This is a genomic window from Rhizobium sp. BR 249, from assembly GCF_047445895.1.
GTDB lineage: Bacteria > Pseudomonadota > Alphaproteobacteria > Rhizobiales > Rhizobiaceae > Rhizobium.
Genome location: NZ_JARWKX010000016.1, coordinates 80,885 through 94,393, shown reverse-complemented (window position 1 = coordinate 94,393; position 13,509 = coordinate 80,885). Strand labels below are relative to the sequence as shown.

The 13,509-nt window shown below is 61.5% G+C and carries 15 protein-coding genes; 5 read left to right on the top strand and 10 right to left on the bottom strand.

What is annotated here, in order from left to right; genetic code table 11:
- Positions 1-68: 68 nt before the first annotated feature.
- Positions 69-644, top strand: a complete 576-nt coding sequence (locus QD408_RS16510; protein ID WP_088680992.1) for a TetR/AcrR family transcriptional regulator — start codon at positions 69-71, stop codon at positions 642-644.
- Between the two features lie 47 nt (positions 645-691).
- Here the strand turns inward: QD408_RS16510 and QD408_RS16505 are convergent, their stop codons facing one another.
- A complete protein-coding gene (locus QD408_RS16505) occupies positions 692-1,306 on the bottom strand; it encodes an FMN-dependent NADH-azoreductase (protein WP_088680991.1) in 615 nt (204 codons plus the stop codon).
- 139 nt (positions 1,307-1,445) lie between these two features.
- Here QD408_RS16505 and QD408_RS16500 point away from each other — a divergent pair, with 139 nt between their 5' ends.
- Positions 1,446-2,414, top strand: a complete 969-nt coding sequence (locus tag QD408_RS16500) for a LysR family transcriptional regulator (RefSeq protein ID WP_088680990.1) — start codon at positions 1,446-1,448, stop codon at positions 2,412-2,414.
- A gap of 39 nt (positions 2,415-2,453) precedes the next feature.
- Here QD408_RS16500 and QD408_RS16495 read toward each other — a convergent pair whose 3' ends face one another.
- Positions 2,454-4,442 (bottom strand): bifunctional 2',3'-cyclic-nucleotide 2'-phosphodiesterase/3'-nucleotidase, encoded by a 1,989-nt coding sequence (locus QD408_RS16495; RefSeq protein ID WP_414140040.1) that lies wholly within the window; start codon positions 4,440-4,442, stop codon positions 2,454-2,456.
- Positions 4,443-4,620: 178 nt separating this feature from the next.
- On the opposite strand from QD408_RS16495, the gene QD408_RS16490 reads away from it, so the two are divergent.
- On the top strand, positions 4,621-5,340 hold the full coding sequence (locus tag QD408_RS16490; RefSeq protein ID WP_088680989.1) for a hypothetical protein: 720 nt from the start codon (positions 4,621-4,623) through the stop codon (positions 5,338-5,340).
- Here QD408_RS16490 and QD408_RS16485 read toward each other — a convergent pair.
- From QD408_RS16485 to QD408_RS16475, 3 genes are all read right to left on the bottom strand, one after another.
- The gene (locus QD408_RS16485) at positions 5,310-5,714 is read right to left on the bottom strand and encodes a PilZ domain-containing protein (protein WP_088680988.1); all 405 of its coding nucleotides are present in this window, start codon (positions 5,712-5,714) and stop codon (positions 5,310-5,312) included. The genes QD408_RS16490 and QD408_RS16485 overlap by 31 nt on opposite strands.
- Before the next feature lie 86 nt (positions 5,715-5,800).
- Positions 5,801-6,682, bottom strand: coding sequence for a DMT family transporter (locus tag QD408_RS16480; RefSeq protein ID WP_414140039.1), 882 nt, complete (start codon positions 6,680-6,682; stop codon positions 5,801-5,803).
- Between the two features lie 72 nt (positions 6,683-6,754).
- Positions 6,755-7,216, bottom strand: coding sequence for an Lrp/AsnC family transcriptional regulator (locus tag QD408_RS16475; protein WP_414140038.1), 462 nt, complete (start codon positions 7,214-7,216; stop codon positions 6,755-6,757).
- 156 nt (positions 7,217-7,372) lie between these two features.
- Between QD408_RS16475 and ald the strand changes: the two genes are divergently transcribed.
- Entirely contained in the window at positions 7,373-8,491 is a 1,119-nt protein-coding gene (gene ald / locus QD408_RS16470; protein ID WP_414140076.1) for an alanine dehydrogenase, read from the top strand.
- Positions 8,492-8,507: 16 nt separating this feature from the next.
- Here ald and QD408_RS16465 read toward each other — a convergent pair whose 3' ends face one another.
- From QD408_RS16465 to QD408_RS16445, 5 genes are all read right to left on the bottom strand, one after another.
- The gene (locus tag QD408_RS16465) at positions 8,508-9,011 is read right to left on the bottom strand and encodes a DUF1203 domain-containing protein (RefSeq protein WP_414140037.1); all 504 of its coding nucleotides are present in this window, start codon (positions 9,009-9,011) and stop codon (positions 8,508-8,510) included.
- Positions 9,012-9,348: 337 nt separating this feature from the next.
- Positions 9,349-9,909, bottom strand: a complete 561-nt coding sequence (locus tag QD408_RS16460; protein ID WP_088680983.1) for a GNAT family N-acetyltransferase — start codon at positions 9,907-9,909, stop codon at positions 9,349-9,351.
- 5 nt (positions 9,910-9,914) lie between these two features.
- Positions 9,915-10,784, bottom strand: a complete 870-nt coding sequence (gene sseA, locus QD408_RS16455; RefSeq protein WP_414140036.1) for a 3-mercaptopyruvate sulfurtransferase — start codon at positions 10,782-10,784, stop codon at positions 9,915-9,917.
- A gap of 18 nt (positions 10,785-10,802) precedes the next feature.
- On the bottom strand, positions 10,803-11,540 hold the full coding sequence (locus QD408_RS16450) for an alanyl-tRNA editing protein (protein ID WP_088680981.1): 738 nt from the start codon (positions 11,538-11,540) through the stop codon (positions 10,803-10,805).
- 6 nt (positions 11,541-11,546) lie between these two features.
- Positions 11,547-12,584, bottom strand: a complete 1,038-nt coding sequence (locus QD408_RS16445; protein WP_088680980.1) for a cysteine synthase A — start codon at positions 12,582-12,584, stop codon at positions 11,547-11,549.
- 221 nt (positions 12,585-12,805) lie between these two features.
- Between QD408_RS16445 and QD408_RS16440 the strand changes: the two genes are divergently transcribed.
- Positions 12,806-13,465: a ChrR family anti-sigma-E factor gene (locus tag QD408_RS16440; RefSeq protein ID WP_414140035.1), complete on the top strand. Its 660-nt coding sequence runs from the start codon at positions 12,806-12,808 to the stop codon at positions 13,463-13,465.
- Positions 13,466-13,509 lie beyond the last annotated feature (44 nt).

Sequence of the window (13,509 nt, the reverse complement as noted above, 5' to 3'; positions counted from 1 at the left end):
TGATCGTTATCTATAAGGATTATGACTGTAATCTTTTTGAGTCAAGAGGCACTCCCAGGAGAATTGCGATGGGTCGTTCGCAGCTGGAAAAACAGAAGACGCATGAGAAGATCGTCGAAACCGCATCAAAGCGGCTGCGCGAGGAGGGGCTTGAGGGCATCGGCGTCGCCGACCTGATGAAGGAAGCCGGGCTGACCGTCGGCGGCTTCTACAAGCACTTTGCCTCCCGTGACGATCTGGTCGCCGAGGCGATCGGGTCCGCCTTCGATTCGTGGGGGCGCGGGCTGGAAGCCGAGGGCGTGGACCCGGCGAAGATGACGGCTGCCGATGTGGCCGATCGCTATGTCAGCGCCTATCACCGCGACAATCCCGGCGAAGGCTGCCCCTTTGCCGCGCTGACCTCTGATATCGCTCGCAGCGGCGAGAAGGCGCGGGGCATTGCGACGGAGCGGCTCGAACGCAATTTCGAGGCTTTGGCCAGCAAGGCTGCGGGAACGGATGAGGGGGAAAGACGACGAAAGGCGATCATGGCTTTCGCGATGATGGCAGGTGGCGTCGGCCTTGCCAGGATTTCCCTGGACGAAGCTCTCTCGGCCGAAATCCTGGCGACGATCCGGGATTTTGTCGCCAATATCGATAAATGACAACGGCCGGCGAAAGCCGGCCGTTCCACAAAAGATTCGAAAGCCGATCAGGCGGCGAGCGCGATTTCCTGGACGCGCGACTTGGCTGCGTCGATGGCCTTTTCAGCGGCTTCCGGACCGAAGGCGAGGCCCTCGACATAGATGGTTTCGACATCGGTGATGCCGAGGAAGCCGAGAACCGACTTCAGGTACGGAACGGCGTGGTTCAGAGGAGCGGCCGGTCCCTGCGAGTAGACGCCGCCCGAGGTGAGCACGACATAAACCTTCTTGCCGGTCAGGAGGCCGACCGGGCCGCTTTCCGTGTACTTGAAGGTCACGCCGGCGCGAGCGACGTTATCGATCCAGGTCTTCAGCGACGAATAGATGTTGAAGTTGATAAGGCCGGTGCTGATGACGATCGTGTCGGCAGCAAACAGTTCGGCGACGAGTTCGTCGGAGGTCTTGATGGCTGCGATTTCTTCGGCGGTGCGAGCTTCGGCCGGCTTGCGGATCGCGCCGGTGAAGAGGTCGTCGATATGCGGCAGCGGGTTGGCGGCGAGGTCGCGGCGGACGAGAGCGCTGCCCGGCTTCTGGTTTTTCAGCTTTTCGGCGAGATCGGCGGCGATCGGCGTCGAGAGCGATTCGGCACGCGGGCTGGACGTCAGAAGAAGGATGGACGACATGGTGCATTTCCTTTCGAATTGAACGGGACGGCCCGGTGTTGGGAGGTGAGCCGCAGTGTCGAGGAGGAAAATAAGGCTGGCCAGCTATCGAAAAAACGGAGATAATGTCGATCAAAATTATCGATGGAATGGATGGAAGATGCTTCCGAACCCGACTCTGGATCAATTGCAGGTGTTTCTGACCGTTGCCGAGACCGGCAGCTTCTCGGCCGCTTCGCGCGTGCTGAACCGCGCGCAGTCGGTCGTCAGCTATACGATCGCCAATCTGGAAGCCCAGCTTGAGATGCCGCTTTTCGAGCGTTCCGGCGCCCGACAGCCGAAGCTGACGGAAGCGGGCAAGGCGATGCTGGAAGATGCGCGCCGAATTCTCGGCGACCTGCAGGTCATGCGGGCGCGGGTCAAGAGCCTGAAGGAAGGGCTCGAAGCCGAGGTTTCCGTCGCCATCAGCGTCATGGTGCCGTCAAAAGCCGTGGTGGATGTGCTCCACGAATTCCGCGAGATGTTTCCGTCCGTTTCCCTGAACCTCAACGTCGGCGAGCTCGGAATGGTGATGGATCTGGTTTTGAGCGGCAAGGCGACGATCGGGATCGGCGGCGCGGTCCTGAAGCAGGACGATTCGGTCGTCACCGAGCGGATCGGTCATTCCTTCATGCTGCCGGTTGCCGCCAGCAATCACCCGCTGGCCGGGCTCGGCCGGCCGCTGACGCTCGGTGATGTGCGCGAGGAAGTGCAGCTCGTCGTCACCGACGCGTCGGGCCTGACGAAGGGGCGGGATTTCAACGTCCTGTCCTACAAGACATGGCGCGTCAGCGATATCGCCACGAAGCATCAGCTCATCAAGGCTGGCCTCGGCTGGGGCGGCCTTCCGGCCTCCCTGATCCATGACGATCTCCTCAGCGGCGCGCTCGTCCATCTCGATCTGGATGCCTATGAGCAGGGAGAATATGCCATCTATTCGATGCGCCGGCTCGCCAATCCGCCCGGACCTGCCGCCACCTGGATGATCGACGCGTTCCGCTCGCGGCTTACCCATTGCCCGAGCCAAGCGGATTTCCACGCCCGCATCGCCGAACTGCGTGAGCCCGCAATCCCGCTTGCGGCCGAATGAGGAAGGCGCGAGTGCGCCTTCCTCGAAATTGCCTTGCCCTTACAGGACGAGCCTGAACTTCGAGAAGCCGTCGGCTCCTTCGCCGGCTTCCTCGATCTTGACGCTCTTGACCGCGGCAAGGAACTGCTTTGCCTTCGGGCCGCTCTCGAACGTCGCCGTCGTGCCCGGCAGCGGCTTGAAGGTCCAGTTCGCGTCCGCCGACGGATTGATCGTGCCCTGGTCGTGGACATAGCGGACGATGACGTCGCGGTTGGTATCCGGCGCCTGGAAGATTACCTTGTCCGCGGCAATCTCCGGGAAATTACCGCCGCCGCCGGCGCGGTAATTGTTGGTGACGACGACGAATTTCTGGGCGGGATCGATCGGCTTGCCGCCGAAGGCCAGATTCTGGATGCGGTTGGCATCCGGATTGATCGGCTTGCCGGATGAGTCATATTTCGGCGGCTGCGACAGGTCGATCTGGTAGGTCACGCCGTCGATGACATCGAAGTTGTAGGACGGGAAGTCGTTGTTGAGCAGCGCCGCATCCTTCGAGCCGGCTGCGATGTGATTGAACATGCCGGCCGACATTTCCAGCCAGTTCTTCACCTGCACGCCGGTGATGACAACGGCCTGCACCGTGTTCGGATAGAGATAGAGATCGGCGACGTTCTTGATGGCGATGTCGCCGGCCGGAACGTCGGTATAGTAGTCCGCGCCGCCGCGTCCGCCGGCCTTGAAGGGAGCAGCGGCCGAAAGCACCGGCAGGTCCTTGTACTCGGTGTCGGCGAGCATCTGCTTGATGTACCAGGTCTGGGCCTGGCTGACGACCTGCACGGAAGGATCGTCGGCGACGAGGGCGAAGTAGGAGTAGAGCGGCGCGGAGGTCTTGCCGACGGGCGTGCGAACATAGGCGAGCGTCGCCTCGTGTTCTGACTTGGCAGCCTCGACCACTTCCTTCTTGTCGGCGTAGTCGGCAACGACTTTCTTCTTGTCGTCGCGATGATAGATCGGCCGCGCTTCCGAGGTGAAGTCGACGATCTTCCAGCTGTTGCCGTCCTTTTCGAGCAGCAGGTCGATGAGGCCGAGATGCGAGCCCCAGAAGCCGGCCATCACAGCGGGCTTGCCATGCAGCGTGCCCTTGACGGGATCCGCATTGGCGATGCCGTCCCAGCTCTTCGGGCCGGGGAAGACGAGATGCTGGTGGCCGGTGAAGATCGCATCGATCCCCTCGACGGCGGCCAGATGCAGCGATGCGTTTTCCATCTTTTCGGACGGCGTGGCTCCGTCGATGCCGGAATGGGAGAGGGCGATGACGATATCGGCGCCGGCTTCCTTCATGGCGGGAACCCAGGCCTTGGCGGCTTCGACGATGTCACGCGTCTGCGCCTTGCCCTCGAGGTTCTTGATGTCCCAGAGCATGATCTGCGGCGGCACGAAGCCGATGAAGCCGATCTTGACCGGGCTCTCCTTGCCGGCGCCGTCCTTGATCTGCTTTTCCACGATGACATAGGGTTTGAAGAAGAGCTCGTCCTGCTTCGGGTCGGAAGCGAGCTGGCCCTTGGTCAGGTTGGCGCAGACGAAGGGGAAGTTCGCGCCCGACAGGACCTTGAACATGAAGTCGAGGCCGTAGTTGAACTCGTGATTGCCGAGCGTCCCGACGGTATAGCCGAGCGTGTTCATCGCCTTGATCACCGGATGGACGTCGCCGTCCTTCATCCCGTGCTGGTAGGCCATGTAGTCGCCCATCGGATTGCCCTGCAGCACGTCGCCATTGTCGATCAGCAGCGAGTTGGCAGCTTCCGCACGGATATTGTCGATGATCGTCCCGGTGCGCGAAAGGCCCATCGTGTCGTTCGGCTTGTCGGCATAATAGTCATAGGGGAAGACGTTGACGTGAATGTCAGTCGTTTCCATCAGCCGGAGATGCGCCTGATTGGCATTGGCGCGCGCGCTGAAAGGGTGCAGCAGAACCAGGGCGGAGGTGGCGGCGAGACCGCCGAGCAGCGAGCGGCGGCTCATGACGCCGACATCGAAAATGGAAGACATGGAAAGCTCTCCTTCAAAGATCATGCATCGTCCGGCGCATCAGAATTAGGACGATTTCGCGAGGAGTACACGTCAAAAATGACGGGACGGCAAAACAATCCGAGGGAAAGGCCGCGTGGTTTTAAAATACAATTTATGGTAAAGTGGCGCGACTGAGATCGATAGGGGGATCGGGATCATGAGCAGGGTCGTCATCGCAATGGTCGGAGGTTTCGGAGGCACGGCGCCCAGTCTGGTCGACAAGGCGCAGGCGCTCTATAGCGGCGACGTGGAGAAATGGCTGACGACGACGGCAAATCCGTGGATCTCAGTTGCCTGCGCGGTCGGCGCCATCGCGGTCTTCTTCATCATCGGCGCCGCAATCGCCCTGATCTATCGCGAACAACAGCTGCAAAAGGCGCTTCTTCTCGGCATCGGCGCGCCGGCCCTCATCATGGCGGCCGCGCAAGGCAGCTCAACCAGCCCGAGGCCGATCGAGGTCAAACCGCCGGTCTCCGGCCTTTTTTCCATCGTCGGCGCCGCTTATGCCCAGGACCGCTCGCTGCCGCCGCGTGTCGAACTGAAGGTCAATCCCGGCTGGACGCAGGGCGAATGCCAGACCTGCGATATCAAGTTCCTCGGCCGAGACGGCCAGCTCATATCAAGCGAGCCGCTCTCGGCGAGCCCCGCGCCCGGCGGTGTCAACGTGCCCTTGGGCACGGAGACGATCGTACTGTCGGGCGCCAACGCCAACAGCGCTGCCATCGACGTCAAGGATCTGGGCGCCAGGCTGCCGGAGAGGCAAGGCCCCGTCACCCTCGACGTCAACGTCAACCGCAGCTACTGGAACGATCTCAGTCGCTCCTTCGGCGCCAAGGCGGTGCAGCCTTATGATTTCAGCGTCGATGTCGCCAGGTGAGGTCTGTTGTTGCCGCTCGGATGGGCTGTGACCAGCTGGCGTACCGCCAGCACCGGCCGTATTTCCTTATGGAAAAAGCGGAAATAGGAGGAGACCTGCGCCCGCGCATTCGAGTTCACGTCGAACTGAATGCCGATACGGCCGTTATGTTTCCAGCGGATGATGCCTTCGAGCATGCCGAGGTTCTCGGCCTCGATCCGCACCTTGCTGCCGGAGGCGGCATGGACAGGCCCCTTCGTCTCCAGCGCGGCGCCGGTTGCCGACAGGTTGAGAATGCGGACATCCACCTGGGTGTTCAGATATTTCATGTTGCCGAAGACACGACAGTTTTTGCGGTCGGCCTTTCGGGCCGTAATATTCAGGTTGCGCGTCATATTGTCTCCCTTGGACATCGCCGGAGAAACATAGCAGCCGAAAATTGAAATGGTTTTAGGAGCTTGGCTAAAATTGCAATGAAACGTCAGCTGGTTTTAGCGTTTCTGCGCCCCACCACATGCTCGCGCCAGACGGTGAAGATGCCGGCTCCAACCACGATGACCGAGCCGACGATCATGTTGAAGCTCAGCGTTTCTCCATAGATCGTCACGCCGATGATCGAGGCGTAGACAAGCGACAGATAGGTCAGCGGCTGGACGGCTGCGGCATCGAGAATGTCGTAGGCGCGGATCAGGAAATAATGGCTGGAAATGCTGGTCACGCAGACGAGCGCCATCCAGCCCCAGTCGCCTGGTGACATCCAGCTCCAGTAGAACGGCCCGATCAGCGTCATCGTCACGGCGCCGACGACGCCGGTATAGAAGAAGCTGGTCGTCGAGGAATCGTCGCGGCTGACGAGACGGGTGATGATGACGTAGAAGGCGAAGTTGAAGCAGGAAAGGACGGCGAGAAGCAGCTTCACGTCGAAAAAATCGCCTTCCGGCTTCAGGATCAGCAACACGCCGAAAAGTCCGGCGCCGATCGCCGTCCATCGCCGCCATCCGACCCGCTCTCCGAGGATCGGCATCGCCAGCAGCGCGATCAGGATCGGTGTGGCGGAAAAGATCGCCTGCGAACGGGCAAGGCCGATCAGGGCAAAACAGGTGATGGCCAGCACCACCTGCACCGCAAGCAGAACGCCGCGCGCCACTTGCAGGGCGGGGCGCTTGGTGCGGGCCGTCGCCTTGAGGCCGCCGCGCATCTTCGAAGCGAGAATGATCGTGAAGAGCCCGAAGGCCCAATAGCGGATCATCGTCACGAAGATCGGCGGATAGGCGGATGCCAGGTGTTTGGAGATGGCGTCCTGCAGCGAAAAGATGGTGAGCGCCAGCAGGGCGAAAATATAGCCTTGGGACTTCGATTTCATCACATGCCAATAAGCGGGAAACGCCCGCGCGCGACCGAAGTCTGGTCAGGCTTTCCGTGAATATGCAAGGCCTCAAAGCCCGACATTCGGCCTGTCGATGATTTCTCGGAGCGCAAAACTGGAATTGATCTTGAAGACGTGGGGAAGGGCCGACAGCCAGTCGCGGTGGATGCGCTCGTAATCTTCCAGGTCGCGGGCGGCGACCCTGAGGATATAGTCGTATTCGCCCGACATCAGGTAGCAAACGAGCACGTTCGGGCAGAGCTTTACCGCCGCCTCGAATTCCGCGAGCGTCTTGGCGAACTGGCCGGAGAGCGAGATATGTACGATGGCGATCATCTTGTAGTCGAGCGCCTTGTGCGAAAGCCGCGCATGATAGCCGCCGATGACGCCGCTTCGCTCGAGGATGTCGAGCCGGCGCGAACAGGCCGAAGGCGACAATCCGATCTTTTCGGCAAGCTCGGCATTGGTGATGCGGGCATTGGCCTGCAGCACCTTGAGAATCGCAAGATCGATGGTATCGAGATCGGCCATTCGCAGAACCTTCGAAAAAGGGCGGAAGATACGCAATAATCTCCGAAAAGTGGCCTTCTGGCAAATCGTCTTTGCAAGGACATTTCGCGGTCTTGGTGGTTGGATTCATCGTCAGAGGAGATCCGCGACCGCGGAGACAAAATGAGAGGAACGCCAATGCGTGTCGGTTGCCCGAAGGAAATCAAGAATCATGAATATCGCGTCGGTCTGACGCCGGCTTCTGTGCGCGAATATGTGGCCCACGGCCACGAGGTCTGGGTGGAGACCAAGGCGGGCGCCGGCATCGGCGCCGATGACGCCGCCTATGCCGCGGCTGGCGCGAAGATCGCCACCTCCGCCAAGGATATTTTCGAAAAGTGCGACATGGTCGTCAAGGTGAAGGAGCCGCAGCCTTCCGAATGGGCGCAGCTTCGCGACGGCCAGCTTCTCTACACCTATCTGCACCTGGCGCCCGATCCCGATCAGACCAAGGGGCTTCTCGCCTCCGGCGTCACCGCGATCGCTTATGAGACGGTGACCGACGAGCGTGGCGGCTTGCCGCTGCTGGCGCCGATGTCGGAAGTGGCTGGACGCCTGTCGATCCAGGCGGGAGCGACCGCGCTGCAGAAGGCCAATGGCGGTCTCGGCGTCCTGCTTGGCGGCGTGCCTGGCGTATTGCCGGCTAAGGTTGCGATCATCGGTGGCGGCGTCGTCGGCCTGCATGCCGCCCGGATGGCCGCCGGCCTCGGCGCCGATGTCAGCATTCTCGACAGGTCGCTGCCGCGCCTGCGACAACTCGACGACATTTTCGCGGGCCGCGTCCATACCCGCTATTCCAGCATCCAGGCGCTGGAGGAGGAGGTCTTCTCGGCCGACCTCGTCATCGGCGCCGTGCTGATCCCCGGTGCCGCCGCTCCGAAGCTCGTCACCCGCGAGATGCTGTCCGGCATGAAGAAGGGTTCCGTCATCGTCGACGTCGCCATCGACCAGGGCGGCTGTTTCGAGACCTCGCATGCGACCACCCATTCCGATCCGACCTATGAGGTCGACGGCGTGGTGCATTATTGCGTCGCCAACATGCCGGGTGCAGTGCCGGTTACTTCGGCGCACGCGCTGAACAACGCCACGTTGGTCCACGGCCTCGCGCTTGCCGATCGCGGCCTGCGCGCCATCGCCGAAGACAAGCATCTGAGGAACGGCCTCAACGTTCACAAGGGCCGCATCACCAACAAGCCGGTCGCCGAAGCGCTCGGCTACGAAGCCTTCGCGCCGGAGAGCGTGCTGAACGTAGCGTAAGTTCGCTGACTCTAGGTTAGGCGCCGGTCTCCACGAGGGCCGGCGCCTTTATCTTGTCGATCCGGCACTGGAAGCAGTTGTTGCGCGCGGAGCGCACATGCACATAGGCAATGTCCCGCCGCGCCAGCAGCTTTTCCCCATAGGCCGCAATCTCGCCGATGAGGGTTACGGCACCAGTGCCATAGACGATGCGGTTGTTCTCATTGTAGCCGCGGACGATGAAGTCGCGGCTCGTCGTCAGCACCGGCGGCAGGATCTCTTCGGCGGCATAGCGCCGGCAGGGCTGCTTATGCAGGAAGATCGGCCCGGTTTCGGCATAGGGCTGCAGTTCCGGAAAGGGGCGGTAGGCAAAGACCAGCATCTCCTCGCCCTCTTCGATATTCTGCAGGCAATGGCGGCAGGGGTTGCCGTCACCATCTGATATCATCGTCTCGGGCAGTCTGTCATAGGCGTCGCGGCCGCCGTTCCAGAGGTGTTCGGCGTCGGCAGTCGGCATAGCGGTAAAACGAATGGCGGTCATGGCAGATCTCCTTTGTGATCGCCATGAAATTGCACTCGGACCATCGGCCAAGCCACCCGTTTCTTGCGCTTATTGCTTGCCGGGATCGCGGCTGCAAACTCGCTTCTCACGACGGCAGGCATGCCAACGTATTGAGAGAAATTCCACCTCTCTTCCCTCATTCTGTGCTTGTCACAGGAATCCAGTGCGCCCAAGTCATTCACCGCGCCGACGCGCGGTGGCTGGATTCCTGTGACAGGCACAGGAATGAGGGAGGCGAAAAAGGGACGTTTCACCGCATCGCCTGACATACCTGACGTGGACACGCAGACAGCGCCCGGACGAGGAAACGAACCCGTCAGCTTTTCCGCGCAAGCTCCAGCAACTCCTTGTCACTCAGCGGCCGGACGATGCCGGTGCCCGTGGACACGGGAGAGAAGCCGAACATCTGGTAGAGCTGCAGCGCGCGGGGATGGTCGAGATTGTTGGTGGTGGTGGTGACGCGCTGCGGATTGAGCGTCCAGATGGCGTAGAGCGCCTGCAGCAGAAACCATTTGCCGATGCCGAGGCCGAGTGCGTGTTCGATCAGGCCGAAATGGCTGAGCTCGATCGTGTCCTCGTCCTCGCAGAAATATTCATAGAAACCGGCGGGTGCGCCGTTCACGTAGAGGACGCTGATATTGTTGCGCTTGTCGTTCAGCGTGCCGGCAAGCTGCTCATCGCTCATGCGCAGCCGGTCCACCCATTGCCAGCGCGCGCCCACCTGCCGGTAGAGGTAGCGGTAGAAGGGCAGCGGTATTTCAGGCGCGCGCATGATCGCGGTCTGGATGTTGACGGGCACCGGCAGGCTCGCCTTCGGCGGCGCCGTCATTTCGAGCCGGGTGATATGAGCTTTCAGCGAAGCGGGCGTCTTCCCCATGGCGATCAGGCTTTATCAGGCGTCGGCGGGCCGGTGACGATGGGCGTATCCTCGCGGCTGCCCCATTCGCTCCATGAGCCGTCGTAAAGCTTGTTGTCGTGATGGCCGAGGGATTCCAGCGCCAGCGTGATGATCGCGGCTGTTATGCCCGAGCCGCAGGATGTCACGACGGGCTTGGAAAGATCGATGCCGGCATCCTCGATCGTCTGCCTGAGTTCAGGCAGCGACTTGAACCGGCCCTGGTTGGCGAATGTACCGGAAGGCAGGCTGCGGGCGCCGGGCATATGGCCGGAGCGCATGCCGGCACGCGGCTCAGGCTCGGTGGCGGCAAAGCGGCCGGCGCTGCGGGCATCGGCGATCTGCATCGCGCCGCTCGAGACGATTTCGCGCATCGTTTCGAGCGTCACCACGCGGCTCTCGTCGAAGTCAGGCGTGAAGGTCGCCGGCGCATGGTTGGGCGCGGTGGTTTCCAGCGGCCGGCCCTCGGCCTTCCAGCCGTCGAGACCGCCGTCGAGCACGAAGACGTTCTTCGCGCCCATCACCCGGAACAGCCACCAGACGCGCGGCGAGGCGAACATGCCGATGCCGTCATAGACGACGATGCGGTCGTTCTCGCCGATGCCGAGCTTGCCGACCTCGGTGGCGAAATCATCGGGCGAGGGGATCGTGTGCGGCAGCGACGTCGAATGATCGGCGATCTTGTCCTGGTCGAAGCGGATGGCGCCGGGAATGTGGCCGGCCGCATATTCGGCATCGGCATCGCGCTTCTGCGCCGGCAGATAGAAGGAGGCGTCCAGCACGCGCAAATCCGGCTTGCCGAGTTCGGCCTGCAGCCAGTCGGCCGAGACGACGAAACGGCTCTTGGTCTCACTCATTATGGTCTCCCTTGATGGTCAGGCTTCGTCGCCGGGCGTACCGAAGCGGATGCGGAAGCGCCGGTTCTCCTTGCCCTTCTTCTCGATCTTGGCGATGTGAATCTGGCCGACTTCCTGTGTCTCGGAAACATGTGTGCCGCCGCAGGGCTGGCTGTCAATCGAGGAGTTCTCGCCGATGCAGACGAGGCTCACGCGCCCGAGCCCGATCGGCGGCCGCACGTTCTTCGATTTGACGATATCGGGGTTGGCCGCAAGCTCGTCGTCGGTGATCCACTGGAGATAAACTGGATGGTTCTGGCCGACCAGTTCCATCAGCTTTGATGTCACCTCGTCCTTGTCGATCGTCTCGCTCATGTCGAAATCGACGCGGCTTTCCTCCTCGCCGACGGCTGCTCCCGTTATCGGATAGGAGCAGACGACGGATAGCAGGTGGCAGGCCGTGTGCATGCGCATCAGCCTGTAGCGGCGCGGCCAGTCGACATGCAGCACCAGCGTCTCGCCGATTTCAGGCCGCGCCTCGCCGTCGCGCGGCACATGGATGATGATATCCTTGCTCGCACCGTGCTTGGTATGGCCGAGCGCGATCTTGCTGCCGTCGGCGCGCTCCAGCTCTCCGGTATCTCCCGGCTGACCGCCTGACGTCGCATAGAAACAGGTTTGATCCAGTTCGATGCCCCCGTCCTCGTGAATGGCGGTGACGACCGCCTCGCATGTCGAGAGATAGAAATCGTCACGATAGAGGGCATTGACGGGCATGGGGTCTCACGCGGGTTCGTAAGGAACGTCTATCTCAGGTGACTTCGCCATCCAGCCCGGAACGGGCAGGCCCTTCGACACCAGGAAATCCGGGTTGAAGAGCTTCGACTGATAGCGGTTGCCGTAATCGCAGAGGATCGTCACGACCGTATGGCCGGGTCCGAGATCCCGGGCGAGCTTGACTGCGCCGGCGATGTTGATCGCCGTCGAGCCGCCGAGGCACAGGCCTTCGTTCTCGACGAGGTCGAAAAGATAGGGAAGCGCTTCGGCATCGGAGACACGATAGGAGAAATCAGGCGTGAAGCCTTCGAGATTGGCGGTGATGCGGCCCTGGCCGATGCCCTCGGTGATTGAGGAGCCCTCGGATTTCAGCGTGCCGTTCTGGTAGAATTCAAAGAGAGCCGCGCCATCGGGATCGGCGATGCCGATCTTGACGTCTGCATTGAAAGCCTTGAGGCCGGCGGCAACGCCCGCCAGAGTGCCGCCGGAGCCGACGGAGCAAATGAAGCCGTCGATCTTGCCGTCGGTGTCTTTCCAGATTTCCCTGGCGGTCGTTTCGATATGCGCCTGGCGATTGGCGACGTTGTCGAACTGGTTTGCCCAGATCGCGCCGTTCGGCTCGGTCTTCGCCATCTGCTCGGCGAGCCGCCCGGATACCTTCACGTAGTTGTTCGGGTTCTTGTAGGGAACGGCGGGCACTTCGACGAGTTCGGCGCCGAGCAGCTTCAGCGCGTCCTTCTTTTCCTGGCTCTGCGTTTCCGGGATGACGATGACGGTGCGGTAGCCGAGCGCCTTGGCCACCAAGGTCAGCCCGATGCCGGTATTGCCGGCCGTGCCTTCGACGATGACGCCGCCGGGCCGAAGCAGGCCCTTCCGCTCCGCGTCGCGGATGATGTAGAGCGCGGCGCGATCCTTGACCGACTGGCCGGGGTTCAGGAACTCCGCCTTGCCGAGAATGGTGCAGCCTGTCGCCGCGGAAGCGCCCTTCAGTTTGATCAGGGGCGTATTGCCGATGGCTTCGAGGACGGAGGGGTGGAAGGTCATGGAATCTGCCTCTATTCGAACTCTTACTTTAGGAACGGTCTTTTCCCTTCACAAGGCTGTGTTGGCAAGAAATGCTATTCCATGCCTTTGGCGCACGCGATAAAATTTCGCTTTCCTTCCCTGAAATGCGTGGGGCCTGCAATAAGCCTCCGTCCGGGTGATCCGAAGATTGACTTTCCCCGTACGGATGACGACAAAGCCAAGCGGGGCGGCAACAGGGCGTGACCGAAACACAGATGGTTCACGGGCATATCGACACGATCGATGCATTGATGGCGCATTATGTGGCCGGCACTTTGCCTGAGCCGGCGCGTGTGCTCGTTCGGTCCCATCTCGAAATGAAAGCGCACAATCGCAGCTTTGTGAACGGCCTGGAACTGCTGGCCGGAGAGGCGCTGGAAAACGCTGCTGGAATTGCCATTGCCGAGCGGGACAAGCGGCTTCAGGCGATTTTTGCTTCCGCTTCTCCCATTCCCGAACCACCTACCTCCGCACGGCCGAAACCTGCGCTGTTTCCACGGGCATTGCGTGATCTCGTCGGCTTCGAAGCCGAGGACGTGCCCTGGCGGAAACGGCTGCCGGGCTTCAAGGAATATTCTCTCGACAGGGACGGCTGCGAGGTCAATCTGATGTGGATCCGCCCGGGCCGCGCCTTGCCGGCCCATACCCACAAAGGCATGGAGCTGATCCTCATCCTCGACGGCGCCTTCAACGATGAACGCGGCCATTTCGGCCCCGGCGACATCTCCATTGCCGACGAGACGGTCGAACACCGGCCGGTCGCCGAAGCGGACAGGCCCTGCATCGCCTTCGCCGTTTCGGATGGCCCGGTCAGGCTCACGGGATCATTTCGTCAGATGATGATCGACCTCATCGGCTGAAAGCAGCCACAATGGTGTGATAGAGCCATAAATCCGGGAGATGA